Genomic DNA, 23,022 nt, shown 5'->3' with positions numbered 1-23,022 from the left:
GTCGCAGTGGACGTTCACTTACCGTCTTGCGGCCCGCCTCAGTGTTTGCGATGGTGTTTCGCCGAAACGCTGCTTATAGTCATTGGAAAATCGGCCGAGATGCGAAAAACCCCAGTTCATCGCGATGGAAGAAACGTTCCGCTCTGAAGAACCAGACAAAATGTCGCGCCGCACTGCTTCGAGCCGATGCCACTTCAAATACGCCATGGGCGCATGCCCGAAGTGCTGCCGGAAGCCTTCAAAGAGCTTGTAGCGCGACACGCCGGCCGCACGCTCGATGTCTTCGAGCGAGATATCTTCGCGGGCGTGATCGTGGATGAACTGCTTCGCGCGCAACAGATAGTGCGGGCATGAAGGGCCCATGGCCCCCGCGAGCGCCTGCGAATAGTTGTGCGGCTGACAGAGCAAGAGCCCTTTGATCAGCGCCTGCTCGAGGTTGCCGACCATCTGCTGATGATTGAGCAACGGCGTGGCGTGGCCCATCTCGGCCAGCAGATACTTGACCATGCGCCACCAGGCAGCCTGATCGCCATCGACGGCATTCATCTGCGGCTCGAACGTCAATGGGGCACCGAGCGGTCGTTGCAGAAGACCTTCAAGCACCTGACGCAGAGCCTCGCTGGGAATCGCAACGATGATCTTCCGGCAGTTGCCCATGATCGTGAGGTCCTGCCTCTCGTGCGGCGACAACACGAGCCCTTTGTACTCGTCCGACAGCCACAAGCGACCCTGCGCGGCAAGTTCCTGCTGCCCGGTAAGCGGCAGACTCACGCTATAGCAATTGAGCGGCGCCTCGTTGTGCACGGAAACGGTGACGTCCGTGCCGTATTCCACATACCCTAACGTACTCGCCATGGAGCGCAACACCGTGCCCGAATGATGGAACTGCAGCTTCTTCGGGCTCCGCACCTGCAATCCATGCGGTCCGCAAATCGACGCCATCCAGTCCCGCGCGCCTTCGAGGTCGTGACGCAGAGCGTCAATACCTTGAATATCGTTGAAGGCGGGCGCGTACATGGCGTGTCACCGAGGGTTGACGGTCGCTCGATGGTAAACCACGCCGCGCGCGGACAAAAATACGAAAAGACCCTGAACGCGCGGCGCCGCAAGCTCACGCAGCCTGCTTTGCGCCGTTGCTATCTGCGAATTTCTCGTAGTAGAGGCGGTGATCGGCCACGGCTTCGCGCGCGAGCCACGTCTTGATCGCCTCGACCATCGCAGGCGGTCCGCATACATACATGTCGAACGGGCTCGCTTCGAGCATGGCGCGGTCGAAATGCTCCGGAATGAGCCCTGTCTTTCCGTGCCATCCCTCCGAAGGATTCATCACCACGATGTCACACGTGAAGTTTCCGATGTGCTGACCGTAGGTCTTCAAACGCTCGAGCTCGCATAGATCGTGCGCGTTCGTCACACCGTAGTAGAGATGCACGCGCTGGCCGCAACCGCCCTTGTGAGCAAGATCGTCGAGCATGCCGAGAAATGCGGACAGACCGGTACCGCCTGCGACCATCACGAGCGGTCGCCCCACCTCTCGCAGATAGAAGGTGCCGAGCGGCGCCTCGAATTCGATCGTCTGACCCGGCTCGCAGCGCTCGCGCATATAGTTGCTCATCGCGCCGTCGGGCAGAAGACGAACCAGGAACTGCAACCGGTTGTCGTCGGCGGGCCGGTTGGCGAACGAATAGGAACGCCACGCGTCCGTGCCTGGCACATTCAGGCGGGCGTACTGCCCCGGCAGGAAATCGAGGCGCCCCGCGTGAGCGCTTGCGTCCAGATGCAGGATCGCCGTCATTTCGGATACCTGCTCGACGCCAGTAACCTGGCCCGCGATCAACCGCGTTCCGCCCGCGCTGCACAGGCTCGAATCGAAGTCGAAGTAAAACGAGGCATCCGATTGCACGCGCGTCTGGCAGGACAGGATCTTGCGGGCGGCAAGATCGTCCGGAGACAGCGCTTCTTCGTCGACATAGTCCTGTGTATAGCTGCCCGACTCACAGCGTCCCTGGCAGGTCCCGCACACGCCTTCGCGGCAGTCGAGCGGAATGTTCACGCCGTTGCGAAGCGCAGCGTCGAGGAGGAGTTCGCCCGAACGGACATCGAAGAACACCGTTTTGCTGTCGGCGAAATTGAACGCGACCTTGTGGCTCATTGCGCGCTCTCCCGCTTACAGATGATAGAAATCGAGCACGGCGTTGATCGTGTCGTTCAGCAGCAGCACGTGCTTGCGCGCGATCTTCCAGCTCTCGCCCGCCGGGCGCAGCTGGTAGGTGGCGTGCCCAAAGAAGTGCTCAGCCACGCCGTGCCGCGCGTAAAAGGTCGCCCAGTTGGCCTTCACCTCCAACTCGCCGTGCTCGCACTCGGCGATACGCACGTTGGTGATCTGATGCAGCGTACGCGGCAGCGGCGTGGACGCTGCTGACTTTCCCGTGCGCAGCCGGAACACACGATCCTCGAGCCCCGCGCGGCTCGCATAGTAGATCAGCGACATGCTGCGCTTAGGGTCGGTCGTGTACACGTGCTCGGAGTCCCATTGAGGCACATGAAATTCGCTGTGTTGGTCGAACAGTTCGAGGTACTCGTCCCAGTTTTGCGCATCGCAAAGCTCGGCCTTGCGATACAGAAACTGCTCGACCGATTGTTGCAGCGTATGCGTGACGGCCATGATTCAAGCCTCCTTGCCGACGTTGGGTTGTTGCGCGAGGCCCTTCATGAGAAACGCCTGCCAGGCGCCGTGCTGATTGACGTAAAGCCCCTCGTGCGTCAGCTCCGTACCGCACAGCACAGGTGCAATGCCGAGCAGCCGCGTATTTGCCGTTTCGCCCGCCACCCACTTCTGGTGGCCGCGCGAAATGTCGCTCCAGCGCTCGAGGCGCGCCTGGAAGCCGCGCTGCTGCTCACGGAATTCCACGAGATCGTCGGGCGTGCCCATTCCCGAAACATTGAAGAAGTCTTCAAACTGGCGAATGCGGTTTTCGCGATGTTCGTCCGATTCGCCTTTTACGCCGATGCACTGGCTGATGACTTCCGTCTTGTTCCAGGCGACCGGACGCACGATGCGCAGTTGCGAGCTGATCTGATCCATGAAAAAGAGGCTCGGATAGACGTTCAAGTTACGTAGCCGATGCATCATCCACTCGGCTTTCTGCTGACCGTATGCCTCGACGAGGCGCGGCATGACGGTGGCATAGCCCGGACGCACGCCGGGGTTCGGCATGTCGCTGAACAGTACGCTATGGCCGTTCCTGAAAGCGAACCAGCCGTCATCGGTATCCGCGTCACCTGCGCCTAGCTTGCTGTAGTCGAGCGTCCCGTTGGTCGCGCCGCCCTTCTTCGCGTTCGCGTCCTGCCGATGCTGCACCGTGGCGACGTAGTTGTAGTGGACGGTGCTCACGTGATAGCCGTCGAGGCCATTCTCGTTTTGCAACTTCCAGTTTCCTTCATAGGTGTACGTGGACTTGCCCGGCAGCACTTCCAGTTCGCCCGTGGGCGATTGCGCGACCATCATGTCGAGAAACACTCGTGCGTCGCCCAGGTAGTCTTCGAGCGTGTCTGTCCCTCCCACGTCGAGACTCACGAAAACGAAGCCCTTATAGCTCGCGATGCGCGCCTTCTTGAGGCCACGCGTAGATTTGTCGAAGTCGTCGCAGTACTCGCCGGGAGCCTTGACCTTCACGAGGCGTCCGTCGCTCTTGTAGCACCAGGCGTGGAACGGGCACGTGAAAGTCGACTGATTGCCCTTGCCCATACGCGTGAGCGTTGCACCGCGATGCTGACAGGCGTTGATCATGGCGTTGAGCTGACCGTTGCCATCGCGCGAGATGATCATCGGTTGGCGACCCGCACGCATCGTCACGAAGTCGTGCGGCTGGGGAATCTCGCTCTCGTGGCAGGCGTAAATCCAGTTCTTTTCGAAGATAAACTCCATCTCCAAGTCGAACAGTTGCGGTTCGGTAAACATCTCTCGCGCAATGCGATAGACGCCCTCGGCCGGACGGAAGTCGAGGCATCCGCCAATGAATTGCTGCCATTGCGATGTGATGTTCTCTGCGCTCACGATAGGTCCTCCTCCTGCCATTCAGCGGTCTTGCGATCAGGTCCTTGGTGGACTCGATTGAATACCCGATGGCGGCCAGGCGCTATCCGTCTGATGGCCGTTCGCTATCCGCTTTTTTTGCTCCTGCGCTCGGCCTGTCTACGCAACTGCTTTACGCGGTGTGAGTCAGCTGGACGCGCGCGAGTCCCGGCACGACCGCACCGGAAGAACGGAAAGCTGCTGAAAGGCGGGGACCTGTTCGGCCGGCAGGCATACGTCGGATTCGCATCAGATCGCTTCGGCGCCGTCACACCGGGCCGACACTACGACTCGGTGGTCAGTTCGATGCAAAATAAAGCGCAACGCGATCGGTTGTCCACGTTGCCACGCCAGTGCCGAAAAAGTCCGCATCTTCGGTCCATACTGGGCAGCCGAGAACCATCGCGCATGCGAGGACGGGCCAGTCATCGGCATCTCTGACACCAATTCGTTGGAGTGCCTGCTCCTTCATACTCTGGTAAGCACCAGCATCAACCGCGTGCACGATCGTTTCCAGGCTGTCGAGCACGAGGACGGCGGAATCGCCCGGAATGCCTCGCTTTTTGAGCAGCGGCGGCAAATACTTTCTAGCATCGGCGTACGCGACGTCGGGGGCGAAGAAACCGACGTCGGGCGCATTCTCGAGGACCAGGTCGCGTACGCGGCGGCCGAGGACAGCGCGAATCAGGATGTTCGCATCAAGAACGATCGATTTTCTAGTCATGCGGCCTTGGGTTTCTTACGCGCACCAGCCGGCCTCCGAGCCGCCTTGAAGTCAGATACCACCTCCTCCACATCGACGCCGCGCTCGGCAAGGAGCCGATCCAACGCCTTGCTCGCCTTCTTCAGTGCTGCAACGTCTCCCTCGCTCTGTCCTTGCGCCGGAATGAAATAGCCGACCGTCTGCCCATGCCGCGTGACGGCGACGGGTGTACTCGACGCAATGTAGTCGGCCAAATCGGCCCGGAATTCGCGAATCCCAACCTTGATCGTTTCCATATCGTCGCCCCTGAGTTTGGCAACTTGTGAATCTGTGTGTACACAATCCTACTCCATCAGCGAAGCAAGAACAAGGCAGCACGCGCGCGGAGACTCACCGAGGTTGATCGTCGTACTCCTAGCCGGACTCAAAAAATCGCCAGGCAAAGAAAAACCCCGCAGAGCCTAGACTCTGCGGGGTTTCCACCGCCATATACCTAAGTACTGGCGGAGACGGAGGGATTCGAACCCTCGATCCAGGTTTTGGCCCAGATGCTCCCTTAGCAGGGGAGTGCCTTCGACCTCTCGGCCACGTCTCCCAAAAACTTCGTCGGCGCCGGGAGGCAGCGCGACGAGTCCAAGATGATAACGGGAATGGTTACGCAGGTCAATTCGTGCGATGCAAATTTTCCCCCACATCGCATGGCTCTGCAGCGCCTCTCTCGACTCGCCCCCGCCCCATCTTTCATGACGCCGCCGTGACGGCGACATGACAACCGCATACTCAAGCCTGTTCGAGCTCGAACGCCTTATGCAGCGCGCGCACGGCGAGCTCCATGTACTTCTCGTCGATGAGCACCGAGATCTTGATCTCGGAGGTCGAGATCATCTGGATGTTGATCCCCTCTTCCGACAACGTCCGGAACATCTTGCTCGCGATGCCCACATGGGAGCGCATCCCGACCCCAACGACCGATACCTTCGACACCTTCGGATCGCCGACGACTTCCTCGGCGCTCACGTGGCCCTTGACCTGGTTCAGCAGAATGTCCATCGCGCGCTGATAGTCGCCGCGGCCGACGGTGAACGTGAAATCGGTCTTGCCTTGCACGCTGGTGTTCTGAATGATCATGTCGACGTCGATGTTCGCGTCGGCGACAGGGCCGAGAATCTGATAAGCGATGCCCGGCTTGTCGGGCACGCCCCTCACCGCGATACGGGCCTCGTCGCGCTGAAACGCGATGCCTGAGATGACTGCTTTTTCCATGGTCTCGTCTTCTTCAAAAGTGATCAGCGTGCCCGAGGTCATTTCCTGTTCGAGCGGGATCATCGGATCGGTCAGGCTCGACAGCACGCGTGTCTTCACGCGATATTTGCCCGCGAATTCCACCGAGCGGATCTGCAGCACTTTCGAGCCGAGACTCGCCATCTCGAGCATCTCTTCGAACGTTACGCGATCGAGCCGGCGCGCCTCTTCGACGACACGCGGGTCAGTCGTATAAACGCCGTCCACGTCCGTGAAGATCAGGCATTCGTCCGCTTCGAGCGCCGCGGCGACGGCGACGGCCGACGTATCGGAACCGCCGCGCCCGAGCGTGGTGATATGGCCCTCCGGATCGACGCCCTGAAAGCCCGTGATGACGACGACCTTACCTTCGTCGAGATCGCGCATGATGCGCTCGCTTTCGATCTCGCTGATCCGTGCCTTCGTGAATGCGCTATCGGTCTTGATCGGCACTTGCCAACCGGCGTAGCTGACGGCTTCGACGCCGGCTTCCTGCAAAGCGATCGATAGCAGGCCGACGCTCACCTGCTCGCCCGTCGATGCAATCACGTCGAGTTCGCGCGGATCGGGCTGGCTCGAGATTTCCTTCGCGAGCGCGAGCAGGCGATTCGTTTCGCCGGACATCGCCGATGGCACGACGACCAACTTATGGCCCGCCTTGTGCCACTTCGCGACACGCTTGGCGACGTTCTTGATGCGCTCCACCGAGCCCATCGAGGTGCCGCCGTATTTATGTACGATGAGTGCCATTGTGTCGTTTTGAACTTGAGGAATAACGGCGCCGACGCGCTAATGGCTCGAAGCTCGGGCGTGCCGATCGGCCACGCGGCCTCGTGAGCGCAGGACGACGACGTAACGTGGCGGCGGGGGTAGACGTGAAGCGCACGGTTCGTTCGAATGCGCCACGGCTCAATGCCACATCTGCCGCACAAGCAAAATGCAGCCGACTGCGTCACTGCTGTGAAAAAAGCGCGCAAACGGCCGCAAATGGGTGCTAAAGCGGGTCGGACAAGCGTTCGAGAGTACTCGATCGACGCTGAAAAAACAAGCCGCACGGGCGGTCGGCGACGGGGTGCGACACTGCTCGGAGTGGCGCCAGGCCGACGATCGACGCTATGCGATGAGCAAATCGGCACGCCATTCCAGGCGGCGACGTGGCCCGCTCGCGGCCGCCCTCTCCTCGTCCGCCGCGGGCGCGGCAGCGACGAACGCGCCGTTGATACCTAGAAACGGCACAAACAGCAGCCGGTCGCCAAGATAAACGAGCGGCACGTCGCGCTGCCAGGCGGGCACCCCCGATTCCTGGAACAGGTTCTTCAGCGTGCGAGCCGGCGCGCCCGGCGCGCGACGCATGCGTTCGCCCCCCATGCGTGGGCGCGCCGTGAGCGGCGAACTCTCGAGCAGCGTTTCCGCCACCGTATCGTTCGGCATCTCGCCGGGCGGCACCGGAACGAAAACGAGCGAGCCGCGCCATTGCGGGAGCCGCCATACTTCCTGGCCGCGCCAAGCGAGCGTCGTCGGCTCCTTGATCACATGCTCCACGGGATTCGCGGCGGCGGCCTCAGGCGACGCATGCCGATCGTCGTTCTCCCAATAGATCGAGTCGCGATAGAGGCGCAGGCAACGTCCCGCGTGCTCGATTCGCAATGCATGCTCGGCGCGCGCCTCGCGCAATTGGCGCAGCATGTCCGTCAGTCGCGCGGCTGACGGCACCGGGAACCCGGCCGCACGCATCCATCCGCGCATCGCGTTCATCGCGCGCGCGCCGTCGAGCGCGAGCAGCGCCTCGCGCGACAATGAGCGTCCATCGTCTCGCGCGATCGTGCCCAAATCGATCGCGGCGAGTTCATCGAGCAAGCGCTGAGCGGTCGCTGCATGGGCGGCCGTGCGCGCGAGCGCGTCGCGAAAGCCCGGAAAATGTATCGTCAGCGCCGGTATCACGTCGTGACGCAATGCGTTGCGCGCGTAGCGCGTGTCGGCATTCGATTCGTCCTCGATCCAGCGCAGGCCGCGCGAGCGCGCATAGCGTTCAAGCTGCGCTCGCAGCAAATGCAGCAACGGCCGCACGCGAGGAATGGCGGCCACGTTGTCGACGCGATGCGGCGCCATCGCCGCGAGGCCTGCCACGCCGGCGCCGCGCAGCAACTGCAATAGCACGGTTTCGGCCTGATCGTCGGCATGATGCGCCAGCCAGAGTGCGGCCACGCCGTGGCGCGCGCACATGGCGTCGAGTGCTCGATAGCGCGCCTCGCGCGCAACCGCTTCGATGCTCATTCCCATCTCGCGCCGCAAGTCGACGCGCTCGGCATCGAAGCCGGCGCCAAGCGCGCGAGCCGTGGCCTCGCAATGGACAAGCCATCGCTCGGCATTCGGGCTCAACCCGTGATGAATGTGCAAGGCGATGCAGCGGTGCGCTCCCGCCACGCGGACCGCCGCATCGAGCAGCACGCTCGAATCGAGGCCGCCGCTGAACGCGATGGCGATCCGTGCATCGGACGGCATCGCGGAAAGCAAACCGCCGAGCGCGTCGAAAATGACGTGCTCGGCGGCGGAGTCGGTAGATGAAATCATGGCTTTCGTCGCTAGCGGAAGGACGCGACGAGACGCACTGGGGCGTGCGCGGCGCGTCTCATGCGCCGGGCATCGATTCCTTGAACTTGCCGTAGGACATGAGCCGCTGGAAGCGGCGCTCGCGCAAATCCTGCACGCTCATGCCCTGGAACTGGCGCAGCGTATCGGAAAGCGCGCGGCGCAGCAGCGCAGCCATTCCCTTCACGTCGCGATGCGCGCCGCCGAGCGGCTCGTTGACGATCTTGTCGATGAGGCCGAGCGCCTTCAGGCGATGGGCCGTCAACCCGAGCGCCTCGGCTGCTTCGGGCGCCTTCGCCGCGCTCTTCCACAGAATGGAGGCGCAGCCTTCGGGCGAAATCACCGAATACGTCGAGAACTGCAGCATGAGCAGGCTGTCGGCCACGGCAATCGCCAGTGCGCCGCCCGAGCCCCCTTCACCGATCACTGTCGCGATGATCGGCGTCTTCAGCTCAGCCATGACATACAGATTGTGGCCGATCGCCTCCGACTGTCCACGCTCCTCGGCGCCGACGCCCGGGTAGGCGCCCGGCGTGTCGACGAACGTGAAAATCGGCAGTCCGAATTTCTCCGCCAGGCGCATCAGCCGCTCGGCCTTGCGATAGCCCTCGGGACGCGGCATGCCGAAATTGCGCGCGGCACGCTCTTTCGTGTCGCGCCCCTTCTGGTGACCGATGATCATGCACGGGTGGCCGTTGAAGCGCGCCATGCCGCCGACGATCGACTGGTCATCGGCGAAAGCCCGATCGCCATGCAACTCGTGAAAGTCGGTGAAGATTTCGTTGACGTAATCGAGCGTGTACGGGCGTTGCGGATGCCGGGCGATCTGCGAAACCTGCCATGGCGTCAGGTTCGCGTACAGATCCTTGGTCAATTGCTGGCTCTTCTTCGAGAGCCGCTCGATTTCTTCCGAGATATCGACAGCCGAGTCGTCCTGCACGAAACGCAGTTCTTCGATTTTTGCCTCGAGTTCGGCAATTGGCTGTTCGAAATCCAGAAACGTCGTTTTCATATGTTCCAATCCTGGGGACTTTCGGCAGCGCGTATTCTAACCGCCGCCACGCGCCGCGGCATCGGTCGAAACTATCAGCCCACAATCCTAATAGGTCACTGCTCGGGCGCGCCGTCGAGGCTGCGCCACATGTACCAGGTGGCTACCGTACGCCACGGCTCCCAATTCGCCGCCACCTCGCGTGCCTCGCTGCGCGTCACCGGCTCCCCGCTGAAGTAATTGACGCTGATCGCACGAATGAGGCCGAGGTCGTCGAGCGGAAGGACGTCGGGGCGAGACAGGTTGAAGATGAGGAACATCTCCGCCGTCCAGCGGCCAATGCCCCGAATCTGGGTGAGCTCGGCGATGACGGCCTCGTCTTCCATCGACATCCATTTGTCGACGTGCAGCGCGCCCGAAACGAAGTGCTGCGCGAGATCGATCAGGTACTCGGACTTGCGCTTGGACAACCCGCATCCGATGAGCCGCTCCTGCCCCAGCCTGATGAACTGTTGCGGCGCGAGCCGCGGGCACGCCTGCTCGATGCGTTCCCACATGGCCTGCGCCGAGGGCACGGAGATCTGTTGACCGACAACCGAACGGGCAAGCGTGACGAATGGGTCGCCACCGTTGATCAAATGGACCGGGCCGAATTTCGGAATGAGGCGCTTGAGGATGCGATCGCGCTTTACGAGGTCGGCGCAGGCGCGATCCCAATAAGTCGGTCGCGCGACCTCCGGCTGCAAACCGCCGATCTGTACGGGAACAGCGGCCTCTGCACTCGAACCGGCGCGCGTCTTGCGGACGATTTCGCCGTCGCGCGTCCCATCGCGCACGAACGCCTGGACGCCGCTGCCCGAATCGGGCACCGCCGAACCGTTGCCCTTCGTCTTCGTCGCGCGCGCCGCCGATAGCTTCGGCTTCGGCTCAGCCGCGCCGTTCGGGCTCACCGATGCGCGCGTCTCTTTCGTCGCGCGCTTTCTCGCTGCGTTTTTCGTCGCCGCGGCTCGTTGCGGCGCGGCGCGCTTGACTGGCGTCTTTCTGGCCGTTGCCATCATGCCTCCCGGCGGTAGCGCGTTTCGCGACGCACGTTCATACGCGGCGCCACTCCGTGAGCCCGCCCGGTTTGTCTTCGAGCGCAACGCCGGCTTCGAGCAACTCGGCCCGAATCCGGTCTGCCTCGGCATAGTTCTTCGCCCGCTTCGCGGCGGCGCGTTCGGCGATCTTCTGCTCGATCGCCGCCTCGTCGATCACGACCCCGACGTCGCCCGCCCCTTGCTGCAAGAATGCCCGCGGTTCACGGCCGAGCAGCCCGAGCGTCGCCGCCAATGCGCGAAGCTGGCGCGCGAGCGCGCGGTCCTGCGTACGATTCACGACGTTGGCAAGCTCGAACAACACCGCTACCGCAACGGGCGTATTGAAGTCGTCGTTCATTGCCGCGCGAAAACGCGCGGCGTGGTCTTCGCTCCAATCGAGCGCGCCCTCGTCGGGGCTCACGTCCTTCAGCGCGGTGTAAAGACGCGTGAGCGCCGCGCGCGCATCGTCGAGGTGAACGTCGCTGTAATTGAGCGGCGAACGGTAATGTGCGCGGGCGATGAAAAAGCGAACGACCTCGGGATCGTATTTCGCGATCACCTCGCGAATCGTGAAGAAATTGCCGAGCGACTTCGACATCTTCTCGTTGTCGATCTGCACGAACCCGTTATGCATCCAGTAGTCGACGAACGTTTCGCCCGTCGCCCCTTCGGTTTGCGCGATCTCGTTTTCGTGGTGCGGAAACTGTAAATCCTGCCCGCCGCCGTGCAGATCGAAATGCTCGCCGAGCAGCGCGCAGCTCATCGCCGAGCACTCGATGTGCCAACCGGGCCGTCCCGGTCCATACTTCGACTCCCAGCTCGCACCCGCCGGCTCGTCGGCCTTCGCGCGCTTCCACAGCACGAAGTCGAGCGGATCTTCCTTCGCCTCGTTGGCGGCGACGCGCTCGCCGGCGCGCAGATCCTCGAGCGACTTGCCCGAAAGCGCGCCATAGCGGGCGAACTTGCGCACGGCATAGTTGACGTCGCCATCCGTCGCCTGATAGGCATAACCGTTCGCCTCGAGCTTCTCGATCATGCCGAGCATCTGCGGAATGTAGTCGGTCGCGCGCGGCTCGATGTCGGGGCGCGCGACGCCGAGCGCATCGGCATCCGCGTGCATCGCCGCGATGAAACGATCGGTCAGCGCCTTGATCGTTTCGCCGTTTTCGACGGCGCGGCGAATGATTTTGTCGTCGATATCGGTAATGTTGCGCACGTATGTCACTTGGTATCCAAGCGCACGCAACCAGCGCTGCACGACATCGAACACGATCAACATGCGCGCATGGCCGATATGGCAGTAGTCGTATACGGTTATCCCGCAGACATACATCCGCACTTCGCCTGCACGGCGCGGCTCGAACAGTTGCTTTTCACGCGCGAGCGTGTTGTAGATGCGCAGTGATTCCATAGAGACGATGCGTGAGCCCCGAGCATTCCGCACTTGGCGACGTGCGAGGCGCCTCGCGAGAACGCTCGAGCGCCTCCGTTCGCAACGCGCCGGTGCGGGTTCGCACCGTCATGCGCCGCTTCGAGCTGCGATCGAGGCGAAAGACGACCACGACTAGGCGGAGGAGTTCGCTCGTTCGAGGAAACGAGCAAACGTTTTGTTAGAATGGGCCGGAGTATAACATCCAGACCTGAGCCTATGAAACCTTACAGCGGCCGCATGCAACGGACAGCGGCCCTCGCCGCGACGGCCGTGCTCGGCTTCGCTCTCGCGGCGTCGCCGAGTGCGCCCGCGCATGCGCAAGCGGCGCAAGTGACGACCGACGACACACCGCAAATCGATGCGTCGATCGCGGCACGGAATTGGAATGCGGCCCTCGCCGATCTCGATGCGCGGATCAAGTCGAACCCGCGCGATGCGCAGGCGAAGTTCAAGCGCGGCACCGTGCTCGCGCACCTCGGCCGCGACGACGATGCGATCGAGCAATTCGTCGAATTGACTCAGGCGTATCCCGAGCTTCCCGAGCCTTACAACAATCTCGCCGCGCTCTATGCGAAGCACGGCCGCTATGAAGAAGCGCGCGCGGCGCTGGAGACGGCCGTGAAGGCGAACCCTTCCTTTGGCCTCGCCTACGAAAACCTCGGCGATCTCTATCTGCGGCTCGCCGCCGCGGCTTACAAGCGCGCACAAAGCGTCGGCCATACGAGCGTCGCCACGAGCGAGCGTCTTGCCGCCGTCGAGAAGATCGTCGCGCAGCCATCCGCCATCACGACGCGGCACGCTCAGACGACAGGCGCCTCGGCCGCGCAGCCAGCCGTTCCGCCTCCGCCGACGCCTTCGTTTGGAGGCGGCGCGAATGGGGCATTTCCCGCTGCTCCCTACGTCGCCCCTTCGAACTGAGACGGGATTCATTTCTTCCCAACGATGAGGATGTCCATGAAACGCTTTTGGTTGGCGCTCGGCAGCGCCGCTCTGATCGCGAGCACGTCCGCGCTCGCGCAAACGGCCGCGACCGCCGCGCATCCGCAAGTGCTCCTGAAAACCAGCGACGGCGACATTCGCCTCGAACTCTATCCGGACAAAGCGCCGAAGACGGTCGCCAACTTTCTCGACTACGTGAAGTCAGGTCAGTACAACGGCACGATCTTTCATCGCGTGATTCCCGGCTTCATGATTCAGGGCGGGGGCTACACCCAGACCTTTCAAGAAAAGCCGACGCGCGCGCCGATCCCGATCGAGAGCCGCAACGGTCTGAAAAATGCAGTGGGTACGATAGCGATGGCGCGCACGAGCGACCCGAACTCGGCAACCGATCAGTTCTTCATCAATACCGTCGACAACGCGGGGCTCGATTATCCGAACCCGGACGGCAACGGTTATGCGGTGTTCGGCAAGGTCGTCTCGGGCATGGACGTCGTGAAGAAGATCGAGGGCACGCCCACCACGACGCGCGGCCCGATGGCCGATGTGCCGCAAAAGCCGATCGTGATCGAATCGGCGAGCGTCGTTTCCCAATAGCGGCCCCTACCCGGCCGGCGCAAGATGCCGGCCTGCTCAATGCCTCTTTTTTACGGCACTTTCAAGGCAAGGAATTTCATCATGGTCGAACTGCATACGAACTACGGCGTCATCAAGCTCGAACTGGACGCGGAGAAAGCACCGAAGACGGTGGAGAACTTTCTGAACTATGTGAGGAAAGGTCACTATGACAACACCGTGTTTCACCGCGTCATCGACGGCTTCATGATTCAGGGCGGCGGCTTCGAGGCCGGCATGAAGCAAAAGCCGACCGACGCCCCGATCGACAACGAAGCCAACAATGGCCTGAAGAACGTCAAGGGCTCGATCGCGATGGCGCGCACGAACGATCCACATTCGGCCACGGCACAGTTCTTCATCAACGTGAACGACAACGACTTCCTCAACCACTCCGCGCCCACGCCGCAGGGCTGGGGCTATGCCGTGTTCGGGAAGGTCGTCGAAGGGCTCGACGTAGTCGAGAAGATCAAGAAGGTGAAGACGGGCTCGAAGGGCTTTCATCAGGATGTGCCCGTCGACGATGTCATCATCGAAAAAGCGGTCGTCGTCGATTGAGCACAAGCATCTTCCGGGACGCGGGGATTACGGCGCGCCACGACGCGCCGCCCCGCAGCAACGAAGCGACCGTGCCGCACGAGCACGGCCGCACGCGCGGTCATGCGCCGCGCCCGCTGCTCTTCATCTCGGATTTGCACCTGAGTCCCGCCATTCCGCGCACGGTCGCCGCCTTCGAGCACTTCATGCTCGTCACGGCCGATAGCGCCGATTCCGTCTTCGTGCTCGGAGACCTCTTCGACTACTGGATCGGCGACGATACGCTGAAGGTGGACCCATTCGCCGCCCGCGTCGCGGCCGTCCTGCATACGCTTTCCGAGCGCGGCATCGCGCTTTATGTGATGCACGGCAACCGCGACTTTCTGCTCGGCAAGCGGTTCATGCGCGCGGCCGGCGCGATCTGGCTGCCCGACCCATTCGTGATGACGGCATTCGGCTCGCGCATCGTGCTCGCGCATGGCGATGCGCTATGCACCGCCGACCACAAATACCAGACGTTTCGGCGATTCGCGCGCTGGCGCGCGGTTCAGTTGCTCTTTCTCGCCTGGCCGCTCAGGTGGCGTCGAGCGCTCGCCGAACGGATGCGCACGACGAGCGACGCCGGCAGGAGCCGGCCGCCTTCCCCGCTTTACGACGTCACGAGCGAAAGCGTCGCCGCATTGTTCAAGTCGAGCAAAACGACGACGATGATCCACGGGCATACGCATCGGCCCGCACGCCACGATGAACGAGGGGGCACACGCTGGGTGCTGCCCGACTGGGACCTCGATCACGGCACGCGGCGCGGCGGCTATTTGCGCATCGATGCCGAGGGCATCCACGTTCTCCCGCTCGACTGAAATGCGCCGACGGGCATCGACGCCCGGTTGCGCATCACCCGCTCCGAGTTACCCCTCTTGCTCCGATTGCTCGGCGGAAAGGAGACGCGGCGGCTTTTGTCAATGCTGAGCCACCTTCCCTTCGATCGCCGCCGACAAGCGCCGTAAATCCGACAGCGCGCCGTCGGCGCCATGTAGCGCCTCGAGGCGCTCGCCGAGTCGCTCGAGCGCCGCCACGATTTCATCGACGCGCTGGCTCTCTTTGGCGGCGTGATCGATGAGCCCATGCAGCGCAAGTGAAACGGGATCTTCAGCATTCGGCGTGATGCCGTACGCGCAAAACGTCGAGCGCTCGCTCTTGCGCTTCGAGTCGACCGGCATGACGATGCGCGCGGGGTTGCCGACCGCCGTGCCGCCGGCCGGCACCGGCTTGACGACGACCGCGTTGGAACCGATCTTCGCTTCAGCGCCGACCGTGAAGCCACCCAGCACTTTGGCCCCGGCGCCCACGACGACGCCTCGCTCCAGTGTCGGATGCCGCTTCGCGCCGCGCGTGAGCAACGTTCCGCCGAGCGTGACGCCCTGATAGATCGTGCAATCGTCGCCGACTTCGGCGGTCTCGCCGATGACAACGCCCATGCCGTGATCGATGAAGACGCGGCGCCCGATCCGCGCGCCCGGGTGGATCTCGATGCCGGTCAGAAAACGGCCGAACTGCGAAATTGCTCGAGCGAGCCAGCGCCGTCCGGCGAGCCAGCAGGCGTGCGACATTCGATGAAGCACGATCGCGTGCAGCCCCGGATAACAGGTGAGCACTTCCCACGTGCTGCGCGCGGCGGGATCCCGCTCGCGGATCGAGGCAATGTCTTCGCGAAGTCTCGTGAACATGGTGTCGGCTCGCCTGATGAGCGCCACTGCGGCCCCTCCCGGAGCGGCAGCCTACGCATCGTTATGACTCGGTGTGATTTGCTTATGAGCGTCCGGCCGATTGTAATGGCAACCCGCGCCGGTTGCTTCGCGCGCTTTTTTCGCCCTGTGCTCGACAGGGGCATTCGCGCGGCGTCGATCGCCGGCCATCGGCATCGGCCCGCCGCGCTGAAAGCAGGCAGGACGACCGGAGGGGGCACCCTTTGGGGCCCCCGAAGGAAGTCCCTTTAGGGACGACCGGAGGGGGCACCCTTTAGGGCCCCCGAAGGAAGTCCCTTTAGGGACGACCGGGCTACGGACGGTCGTCGCGGCGGGACTTGAGCAGGATGTGCTTGGCGATGCCGCGCATGATGTTGACTTCCTCGTGCTCGAGCGCCGCGCGCGCGAATAGGCGCCTCAGCCGCGACATCAGCTTCTTCGGATTGGCTGGATCGAGAAAGTCGAGCGCAATGAGCGCGTTTTCCAGATGCACGAACATCCGCTCGATTTCATCGCTCGACGCACGCTGGGCCAGCGCATCGCCGGCGCCCGTTGCCGTGCGCTCTCCGAGATAGGCGATGCGCAGCTCGTAAGCCAGCACCTGCACCGCCTGAGCGAGGTTGAGCGAACTATAGGCGGGGTTCGCGGGAATATGCACAAGCGAGCTGCATCGCTCGACGTGCTCGTTGGAAAGACCCGTTCGCTCGTTGCCGAAGACGAACGCAATATCGCCGCTCGCCGCTTGGCGGCACGCCTCGCCTGCCGACTCGCGCGGCGCGAGTTGCGGCGGCCCATACTCGCGCGCCCGGGCCGTCAACGCGACGGACCACCGGACACCGGTCAATGCATCGGCGAGCGTCGGCACGGTGCTCGCCGCGGCCAGCACGTCGTCGGCCCCGCTCGCCATGGCGACGGCTTCCGGGTCCGTTTGCACGTGCGCAACGCGCGGCGCGACGAGCACGAGACGCGAAAACCCCATCGTCTTCAACGCACGCGCGGCCGCGCCGACATTGCCCGGATGGCTCGGCTCGACGAGCACGAAGACGGTTGACGTAAAGCCGCCGCAAGGTCCGCCGGCTCCGCTGAGTGCGGCCGCTTCGGCGTCGAGCGGCGCGTGAGGATGGTTCGGATTCGATGAATTCAAGATGCTGCGAAACAAGATGCTGCGAGAGTGACGAAGGACTGATACAGCCGCATGGTTTGGGCTTGCTCACCCCAATCGATAAACGGCACGCCCCGTATGGTATCGCCAACGGCCCGACGCCGCCCGAACGACCGCCCGGATCCGCCCGGACCGGCCCGGCGCGTGTGGCTCCGAAACGCTAAGCTCGCCTCGGCTTCCTGGTAAAATCACGCCTTGTTCGCGCGTACGGCAGCGCTTGCCTCTCTGGCCATGTACGCGCATTGCTCTTCTTCAATTCGTCTTCGTCGACGGAATGCGTGCCTCTTTCCCGAGTTGGCCCGCAGTCCGGGCGGTTTGATTTGGCCCATTCCGTGGCGGCACTTGCTGTTGCCGCGGCACAAGGAATCTGCTCATGCATCCCATGCTCAACATCGCTGTCAAGGCGGCTCGCCGCGCCGGACAGATCATCAACCGCGCATCGCTCGACCTCGACTTGATCCAGGTCAGCCAGAAGCAGCACAACGATTTCGTCACCGAGGTCGATAAGGCTGCCGAAGCGGCGATCATCGACACTTTGAAGACGGCCTACCCCGATCACTCGATCCTCGCCGAGGAATCGGGTCGTTCCGAGAACGAATCCGACTACCAGTGGATCATCGATCCGCTCGACGGCACGACGAACTTTATCCACGGCTTTCCCTACTATTGCGTCTCGATTGGGCTCGCGCACAAGGGAATCGTGACGCAGGCCGTGGTCTACGACCCGACCCGCAACGATCTCTACACCGCATCGCGCGGGCGCGGCGCCTACCTGAACGATCGCCGCATCCGCGTCGGCCGGCGCGACCGTCTCGCCGATTCACTGATCGGCACGGGCTTTCCGTTCCGCGAGAACGACCGGCTCGATGCCTATTGCCGCCTCTTTGCCGAAATGACGCGCTCGTGCACGGGCCTGCGTCGTCCGGGCGCAGCCGCGCTCGATCTGGCGAACGTCGCGGCCGGTCGCCTCGACGGCTTCTTCGAGCAAGGCATCAGCGCCTGGGACATGGCCGCGGGCAGCCTGCTCATCACCGAAGCGGGCGGGCTTGTCGGCAACTACACGGGTGATTCGGACTTCCTGCATATCGGCGAGATCGTCGCCGGCAATCCGAAGGTCTACGCGCAAATGGTGCCGATCCTCACGCCTTACAGCCGCTTGACGCAAAAAGTGTAATGCGCCGCTAACGCACCGCGCGCCTTATGAAGAAGGGCTTTTTACGTGGCAGCGGCGTAGATCGCCGCCAACTCGGCGCGCGTAGTGGCAGAGTCGATGCGGGCCTGAAGCTGCGGGGAAAGCTCGCCCACCTTCTCTCTAATGCTCCGCTTGAACTCTTCACGCATTTCGGGCGTGGCCGCCTCGCCCATCCGTAAAGTCACCCCATCCGCAACCCAGTTGTGGTACTCCTCGTGGAACGATCGTTCCTTCGGCCCGTGCATGTTGAAGAACCACCTATCATATCTATCGACTCCGTCCCCCTCTCGGGCGTAGTTTTCGAGCGTGATGGTGTCGTCGCCGACACGGGCAACCACAGGCGCGAAATGGACGTTCCACTTTTCTTTATCCTCGGGCAGGATCCGCGTGCGCGTACTCAGCGCCGCAAACGATTCGCCGACATCGGGCTGCGCGTGCTCGTTGATGCCGAGCCTCGCAGCGCGCGCGCTCTTCTCCACCGACTCCAATTGGGAGTACCTCTGGCTCTTCTCTAACTTCGCCTGGTTCTTGAACGCTTCGATCCGTTCGGCCCAGTCCGCAATCTTCTTGTCATCCCTTATCTCGTTTTGAGTCACGCCCTCTTTCTTCAGGAACTCCTCGAGCCTGGTGACGACATCTTGCTGCACCAGCGGCGGGTCGTCTCCAATCACCTCAAGCAGCGCGATACGCAAGTTCCTGTCCGGCAGCGCCTCCTTTAGTTCGCGGTTGGCGTCCTTCCGCACGTTGGTGTTGATATTCACTCCACCCATCTCGAATGAAAAGGAGTTCGCCTCCTCCTCGAGCACCTTTTGGTCGGCGATCACGCTTTCGGGTGTGATTTCCGGGTCATTCGTCAACCTCTCGATTAGCTTGTTAAGCGAGTTGGTCTCGGTCGGATTCTGCTTGTGCACAAACTTCGCTTGACCGCCCACGGGGGGCATAGATCGCATGCCATTCGCCGGCGTTGGTCACGCGTCGCGCGACGTCTATGCATTCGTATACATCGAAGACTGACTTGCCCTCCTCAATGTTCTCGAGCCTGACTTCCTTCATGCCAACGAGAGATGGGGGAGCATGGCCTCCTATCCTAAGCTTCACTTTCGATCGCATGGCCTTGAGGATGCGGTTCGAACGTTCAACCGTTGCCGGGTCGGCGAAGAACTTCTGCGGATCCTGTTCGATGGGCACAGCCAACTTACCGTTCGCCGATACTCGGTACGGCTCTGTCTTTGCGCCGCTCGCGCCTGTGGAGCTCTCAGCCGCCGGAAGCGGCAGCGCCGCATCAGGGGCATACCGCGCGGCGTAACCGGCGAATGCCGCCTCGAGTCTCGGGTCACTGTTCATGCCTATCCCGTGGTACGGAGGGGTCTGGGCCTCAACCCGGCGACGTTTCGCCGGCGGCTCCATATCCGCCTTATCGCCGGAGGTCAATTTTCGCTTTTTCTTCTCCGGCTGCGCCCCGAGTCTCGGGCCACTGTTCATGCCTATCCCGTGGTAAGGAGAGGTCCGGGCCTCAACCCGGCGCCGTTTCGCCGGCGGCTCCATATCCGCCTTATCGCCGGAGGTCAATTTTCGCTTTTGCGCGTGAAGAAACGTCACGTCGTGCCCCCGATCCCCAACCGGAGCCGCTAGTCGGTGGCGCAGCCCACTCAATAGCTTAGGCGATCCGCTAACCGGTAATGACTGCAAATTCATGTAGAGGCCCTCAAGTCGCTCGGGCTAGAGCTCGAGTTGTCCGTGATTTCCGAGCCAGGCGCACGGTACTCGCTTGATAACTTTCATCCGTGGCTGGCCGCGGATGCCGTTGGCGACGCCGCTTCCCCCCGCAAGGCAACGGTCGCACTGGCACATAAGAGAACGCCGGCGAAAAAGCGCGTCGCTTCGCGTTGCCCGCGTGCCGCGCTGGCCCACCGCGGCAAGTCGCCCGTTAGCCATTCGAACGACTGCACAGATCGCCTGCCGAGGTACACTCTCGCCCTATACTCGCAAGCACCAAGAACACGATGGGCAATCCAACTCAGCAGCAGGCATCCGGCGAAACCGATCAGACGCTCGCGAAGCATACGCCGTATATGCAGCAGTATCTGCGCATCAAGGCGGATCACCTCGGCACGCTGCTCTTCTTCAGGATGGGCGATTTTTACGAGCTCTTCTACGAAGACGCGGAAAAGGCCGCACGTTTGCTCGATCTCACCCTCACGCAACGCGGCGCATCGGCCGGCAATCCCATCAAAATGGCAGGCGTGCCGCATCACGCGGTCGAGCAATATCTCGCGAAGCTCGTGAAGCTCGGCGAATCGGTCGCCATCTGCGAGCAGATCGGCGATCCGGCCACGTCGAAAGGTCCTGTCGAGCGCAAAGTCGTCCGCGTCGTGACGCCCGGCACACTGACCGACGCGGCACTGCTCGCCGACAAAAGCGACGTCTATCTGCTTGCGATCTGCCCCGCGCATAACAAGCGCGGCGTCGTCAATGCTATCGGCCTCGCCTGGCTCAATCTCGCGAGCGGCGCGTTACGTCTCGCCGAAATCGCGCCCGACCAGCTCGGCGCTTCACTCGAACGCATTCGCCCGGCCGAGATCCTCGTGGCCGATGCTCCCACGGACTTCCTCCCCGCGGGCCTGACCGGTGCGCTGACACGCGTGCCGTCGTGGCATTTCGACGTCACGTCGGGCAAGCAGCGGCTATGCGATCAGCTCGATGTGGCAAGCCTGGACGGCTTCAGCGCGGAGTCGCTCACGAGCGCATGCGGCGCGGCCGGCGCGCTGCTTCTATACGCGGCTGCCACGCAGGGCCAGCAGCTTCGCCATGTGCGCAGCCTCAAGGTCGAGTATGAATCGGAGTACATCGGGCTGGATCCGGCAACGCGCCGCAACCTCGAGCTGACGGAAACGTTGCGCGGGGGCGAGTCGCCGACACTCTGTTCACTGCTCGACACCTGCTGCACAACGATGGGCAGCCGCCTCCTGCGCCACTGGTTGCATCACCCGCCGCGCGACAGCGGTCGCGCGCAAGCACGTCAGCAAGCGATCGGCGCACTGCTCGACGCTTCACCGCAAGCGAGCCTCGATTCGCTGAGGGGGTCATTGCGGCGCGTTGCCGACGTCGAGCGAATTACCGGGCGCCTGGCTCTGCTGTCGGCTCGGCCGCGCGATCTGTCCAGCCTGCGCGATACCTTCGCGGCGCTGCCCTCGCTGCGCGCGCTGGCATCGGACGCCGCCGGCGGCGCCGCGGCGCTCGAACGAATCGCGGCGGCGCTCGAGCCGCCCCCCGAATGCGTCGATCTGCTCGCGCGCGCCATCGCCGAGGAGCCTTCCGCGATGGTACGCGACGGTGGCGTCATCGCACGCGGCTACGACAGCGAGCTCGACGAGCTCCGTGACATTTCCGAAAACTGCGGGCAGTTTCTGATCGATCTCGAAGCACGGGAGCGCGCGCGCACCGGCATCGCCAATTTGCGTGTCGAGTACAACAAGGTGCACGGCTTCTACATCGAAGTCACGCGCGGCCAGACCGACAAAGTCCCCGACGACTATCGCCGCCGCCAGACGCTGAAGAACGCCGAGCGCTACATCACCCCCGAACTCAAGACGTTCGAAGATAAGGCGCTGTCCGCTCAGGAGCGCGCACTCGCGCGCGAGCGCTCGCTCTATGACGCCGTGCTGCAGGCGCTGCTGCCGTTCATCGGCGATTGCCAGCGCGTCGCCGCCGCGCTCGCCGAGCTCGATCTGCTGGCCGCGCTCGCGGAGCGCGCGCAAGCGCTCGACTGGGTCGCGCCGACGTTCGCGTCCGAAGCCGGCATCGAGATCGAACAAGGACGGCACCCCGTCGTCGAAGCGCAGGTCGAGCAATTCGTCGCGAACGATTGCCGGCTCGACGCCGAGCGCAAGCTGTTGCTGATCACGGGCCCGAATATGGGCGGCAAGTCGACGTTCATGCGGCAAACGGCATTGATCGCGCTGCTTGCCTACGTCGGCAGCTACGTGCCGGCCCGCAGCGCGCGTTTCGGCCCGATCGATCGCATCTTCACGCGCATCGGCGCAGCCGACGACCTCGCAGGTGGACGTTCGACGTTCATGGTCGAAATGACGGAAGCCGCGGCGATCCTCAACGACGCCACGCCGCAAAGCCTGGTGCTCATGGACGAGATCGGCCGCGGTACATCGACGTTCGACGGCCTGGCGCTCGCGTGGGCCATCGCACGCCACCTGCTTGCCCATAACGGCTGCTACACGCTCTTCGCGACGCACTACTTCGAGCTGACGCAACTGCCGGCCGAATTTCCGCACGCGGCCAACGTCCATCTTTCAGCCGTCGAGCACGGGCATGGCATCGTGTTTCTGCACGCCGTCAACGACGGTCCGGCGAGCCAGAGCTACGGGCTGCAAGTCGCGCAGTTGGCCGGCGTGCCGGCCGCTGTCATCCGCGCGGCGCGCAAGCATCTGGCCCATCTCGAGCAACAGTCCGTCACGCATGCGACGCCGCAACTCGACCTCTTCGCCGTGGCGGCCTGCGTCGAAGACGCGCCTGACGACGACACGGATGAGGCCAACGACGCGTCGCCGCACCCCGCGCTCGAGCGTCTACGTGACCTCGACCCGAACGACTTGAAGCCTCGCGAAGCACTCGACCTGATCTACGAGTTGCACGAGATGGCGAACGCGCAACATTCGCCGCGCTGAGGC

General features: G+C 63.1%; 21 protein-coding genes and 1 tRNA gene. 6 read left to right on the top strand and 16 right to left on the bottom strand.

Features of this window, described 5'->3' with window-relative positions; translation table 11 throughout:
• Positions 1-18: 18 nt before the first annotated feature.
• The 12 genes from AB4Y31_RS05470 to cysS all read right to left on the bottom strand — a co-directional run bounded on the left by AB4Y31_RS05470 (position 19) and on the right by cysS (position 12,126).
• On the bottom strand, positions 19-1,017 hold the full coding sequence (locus AB4Y31_RS05470; protein WP_368673021.1) for an AraC family transcriptional regulator: 999 nt from the start codon (positions 1,015-1,017) through the stop codon (positions 19-21).
• Between the two features lie 94 nt (positions 1,018-1,111).
• The gene (gene antC, locus AB4Y31_RS05465; RefSeq protein ID WP_368673020.1) at positions 1,112-2,152 is read right to left on the bottom strand and encodes an anthranilate 1,2-dioxygenase electron transfer component AntC; all 1,041 of its coding nucleotides are present in this window, start codon (positions 2,150-2,152) and stop codon (positions 1,112-1,114) included.
• Positions 2,153-2,167: 15 nt separating this feature from the next.
• A complete protein-coding gene (gene antB / locus AB4Y31_RS05460) occupies positions 2,168-2,665 on the bottom strand; it encodes an anthranilate 1,2-dioxygenase small subunit (protein ID WP_368673019.1) in 498 nt (165 codons plus the stop codon).
• 3 nt (positions 2,666-2,668) lie between these two features.
• Entirely contained in the window at positions 2,669-4,078 is a 1,410-nt protein-coding gene (gene antA / locus AB4Y31_RS05455; RefSeq protein ID WP_368673018.1) for an anthranilate 1,2-dioxygenase large subunit, read from the bottom strand.
• Positions 4,079-4,373: 295 nt separating this feature from the next.
• Positions 4,374-4,799, bottom strand: a complete 426-nt coding sequence (locus AB4Y31_RS05450) for a PIN domain-containing protein (RefSeq protein WP_368673017.1) — start codon at positions 4,797-4,799, stop codon at positions 4,374-4,376.
• On the bottom strand, positions 4,796-5,074 hold the full coding sequence (locus AB4Y31_RS05445) for a hypothetical protein (protein WP_018444059.1): 279 nt from the start codon (positions 5,072-5,074) through the stop codon (positions 4,796-4,798). The genes AB4Y31_RS05450 and AB4Y31_RS05445 overlap by 4 nt, the downstream gene beginning before the upstream one ends.
• A 205-nt stretch (positions 5,075-5,279) precedes the next feature.
• Positions 5,280-5,373: transfer RNA gene (locus tag AB4Y31_RS05440), tRNA-Ser, on the bottom strand.
• A gap of 185 nt (positions 5,374-5,558) precedes the next feature.
• Entirely contained in the window at positions 5,559-6,809 is a 1,251-nt protein-coding gene (locus AB4Y31_RS05435; protein ID WP_368673016.1) for an aspartate kinase, read from the bottom strand.
• A gap of 363 nt (positions 6,810-7,172) precedes the next feature.
• Positions 7,173-8,630 carry a tRNA lysidine(34) synthetase TilS gene (tilS, locus tag AB4Y31_RS05430; RefSeq protein WP_368673015.1) on the bottom strand — a complete coding sequence of 486 codons (1,458 nt, stop codon included), beginning with the start codon at positions 8,628-8,630 and terminating at the stop codon, positions 7,173-7,175.
• A gap of 58 nt (positions 8,631-8,688) precedes the next feature.
• Entirely contained in the window at positions 8,689-9,660 is a 972-nt protein-coding gene (locus AB4Y31_RS05425; RefSeq protein ID WP_368673014.1) for an acetyl-CoA carboxylase carboxyltransferase subunit alpha, read from the bottom strand.
• Positions 9,661-9,755: 95 nt separating this feature from the next.
• Positions 9,756-10,694 carry a DNA-3-methyladenine glycosylase gene (locus tag AB4Y31_RS05420; protein WP_368673013.1) on the bottom strand — a complete coding sequence of 313 codons (939 nt, stop codon included), beginning with the start codon at positions 10,692-10,694 and terminating at the stop codon, positions 9,756-9,758.
• Between the two features lie 37 nt (positions 10,695-10,731).
• Complete coding sequence (cysS, locus tag AB4Y31_RS05415) at positions 10,732-12,126, bottom strand: cysteine--tRNA ligase (protein WP_368673012.1); 1,395 nt, start codon at positions 12,124-12,126, stop codon at positions 10,732-10,734.
• Between the two features lie 204 nt (positions 12,127-12,330).
• Here cysS and AB4Y31_RS05410 point away from each other — a divergent pair, with 204 nt between their 5' ends.
• The 4 genes from AB4Y31_RS05410 (at position 12,331) to AB4Y31_RS05395 (ending at position 15,098) form a co-directional block, all read left to right on the top strand.
• The gene (locus AB4Y31_RS05410) at positions 12,331-13,065 is read left to right on the top strand and encodes a tetratricopeptide repeat protein (protein ID WP_368673011.1); all 735 of its coding nucleotides are present in this window, start codon (positions 12,331-12,333) and stop codon (positions 13,063-13,065) included.
• A gap of 36 nt (positions 13,066-13,101) precedes the next feature.
• Positions 13,102-13,683: a peptidylprolyl isomerase gene (locus tag AB4Y31_RS05405; RefSeq protein ID WP_368673010.1), complete on the top strand. Its 582-nt coding sequence runs from the start codon at positions 13,102-13,104 to the stop codon at positions 13,681-13,683.
• Positions 13,684-13,764: 81 nt separating this feature from the next.
• Positions 13,765-14,259 carry a peptidylprolyl isomerase gene (locus AB4Y31_RS05400; protein ID WP_368673009.1) on the top strand — a complete coding sequence of 165 codons (495 nt, stop codon included), beginning with the start codon at positions 13,765-13,767 and terminating at the stop codon, positions 14,257-14,259.
• Positions 14,256-15,098 (top strand): UDP-2,3-diacylglucosamine diphosphatase, encoded by an 843-nt coding sequence (locus AB4Y31_RS05395; protein ID WP_368673008.1) that lies wholly within the window; start codon positions 14,256-14,258, stop codon positions 15,096-15,098. The genes AB4Y31_RS05400 and AB4Y31_RS05395 overlap by 4 nt, the downstream gene beginning before the upstream one ends.
• Positions 15,099-15,197: 99 nt before the next feature.
• On the opposite strand, the gene cysE is transcribed toward AB4Y31_RS05395, so the two are convergent.
• Positions 15,198-15,965: a serine O-acetyltransferase gene (gene cysE / locus AB4Y31_RS05390; RefSeq protein WP_368673007.1), complete on the bottom strand. Its 768-nt coding sequence runs from the start codon at positions 15,963-15,965 to the stop codon at positions 15,198-15,200.
• 331 nt (positions 15,966-16,296) lie between these two features.
• Positions 16,297-17,127: an RNA methyltransferase gene (locus tag AB4Y31_RS05385; RefSeq protein ID WP_018440184.1), complete on the bottom strand. Its 831-nt coding sequence runs from the start codon at positions 17,125-17,127 to the stop codon at positions 16,297-16,299.
• Between the two features lie 391 nt (positions 17,128-17,518).
• Between AB4Y31_RS05385 and AB4Y31_RS05380 the strand changes: the two genes are divergently transcribed.
• Entirely contained in the window at positions 17,519-18,319 is an 801-nt protein-coding gene (locus tag AB4Y31_RS05380; RefSeq protein ID WP_368673006.1) for an inositol monophosphatase family protein, read from the top strand.
• Positions 18,320-18,360: 41 nt separating this feature from the next.
• Here the strand turns inward: AB4Y31_RS05380 and AB4Y31_RS05375 are convergent, their stop codons facing one another.
• Both AB4Y31_RS05375 and AB4Y31_RS05370 read right to left on the bottom strand, forming a co-directional pair.
• Entirely contained in the window at positions 18,361-19,248 is an 888-nt protein-coding gene (locus AB4Y31_RS05375; protein ID WP_368673005.1) for a hypothetical protein, read from the bottom strand.
• Entirely contained in the window at positions 19,211-19,936 is a 726-nt protein-coding gene (locus AB4Y31_RS05370; RefSeq protein ID WP_368673004.1) for a hypothetical protein, read from the bottom strand. The genes AB4Y31_RS05375 and AB4Y31_RS05370 overlap by 38 nt, the downstream gene beginning before the upstream one ends.
• A gap of 404 nt (positions 19,937-20,340) precedes the next feature.
• Between AB4Y31_RS05370 and mutS the strand changes: the two genes are divergently transcribed.
• Positions 20,341-23,019 (top strand): DNA mismatch repair protein MutS, encoded by a 2,679-nt coding sequence (gene mutS / locus AB4Y31_RS05365; protein ID WP_368673003.1) that lies wholly within the window; start codon positions 20,341-20,343, stop codon positions 23,017-23,019.
• Positions 23,020-23,022 lie beyond the last annotated feature (3 nt).

This window comes from Trinickia sp. EG282A (assembly GCF_040965455.1).
GTDB classification, from domain to species: Bacteria; Pseudomonadota; Gammaproteobacteria; order Burkholderiales; family Burkholderiaceae; genus Trinickia; species Trinickia symbiotica.
The sequence above is the reverse complement of the archived record's forward strand: the minus strand, read 5'-3'. Positions and strand labels throughout refer to the sequence as shown.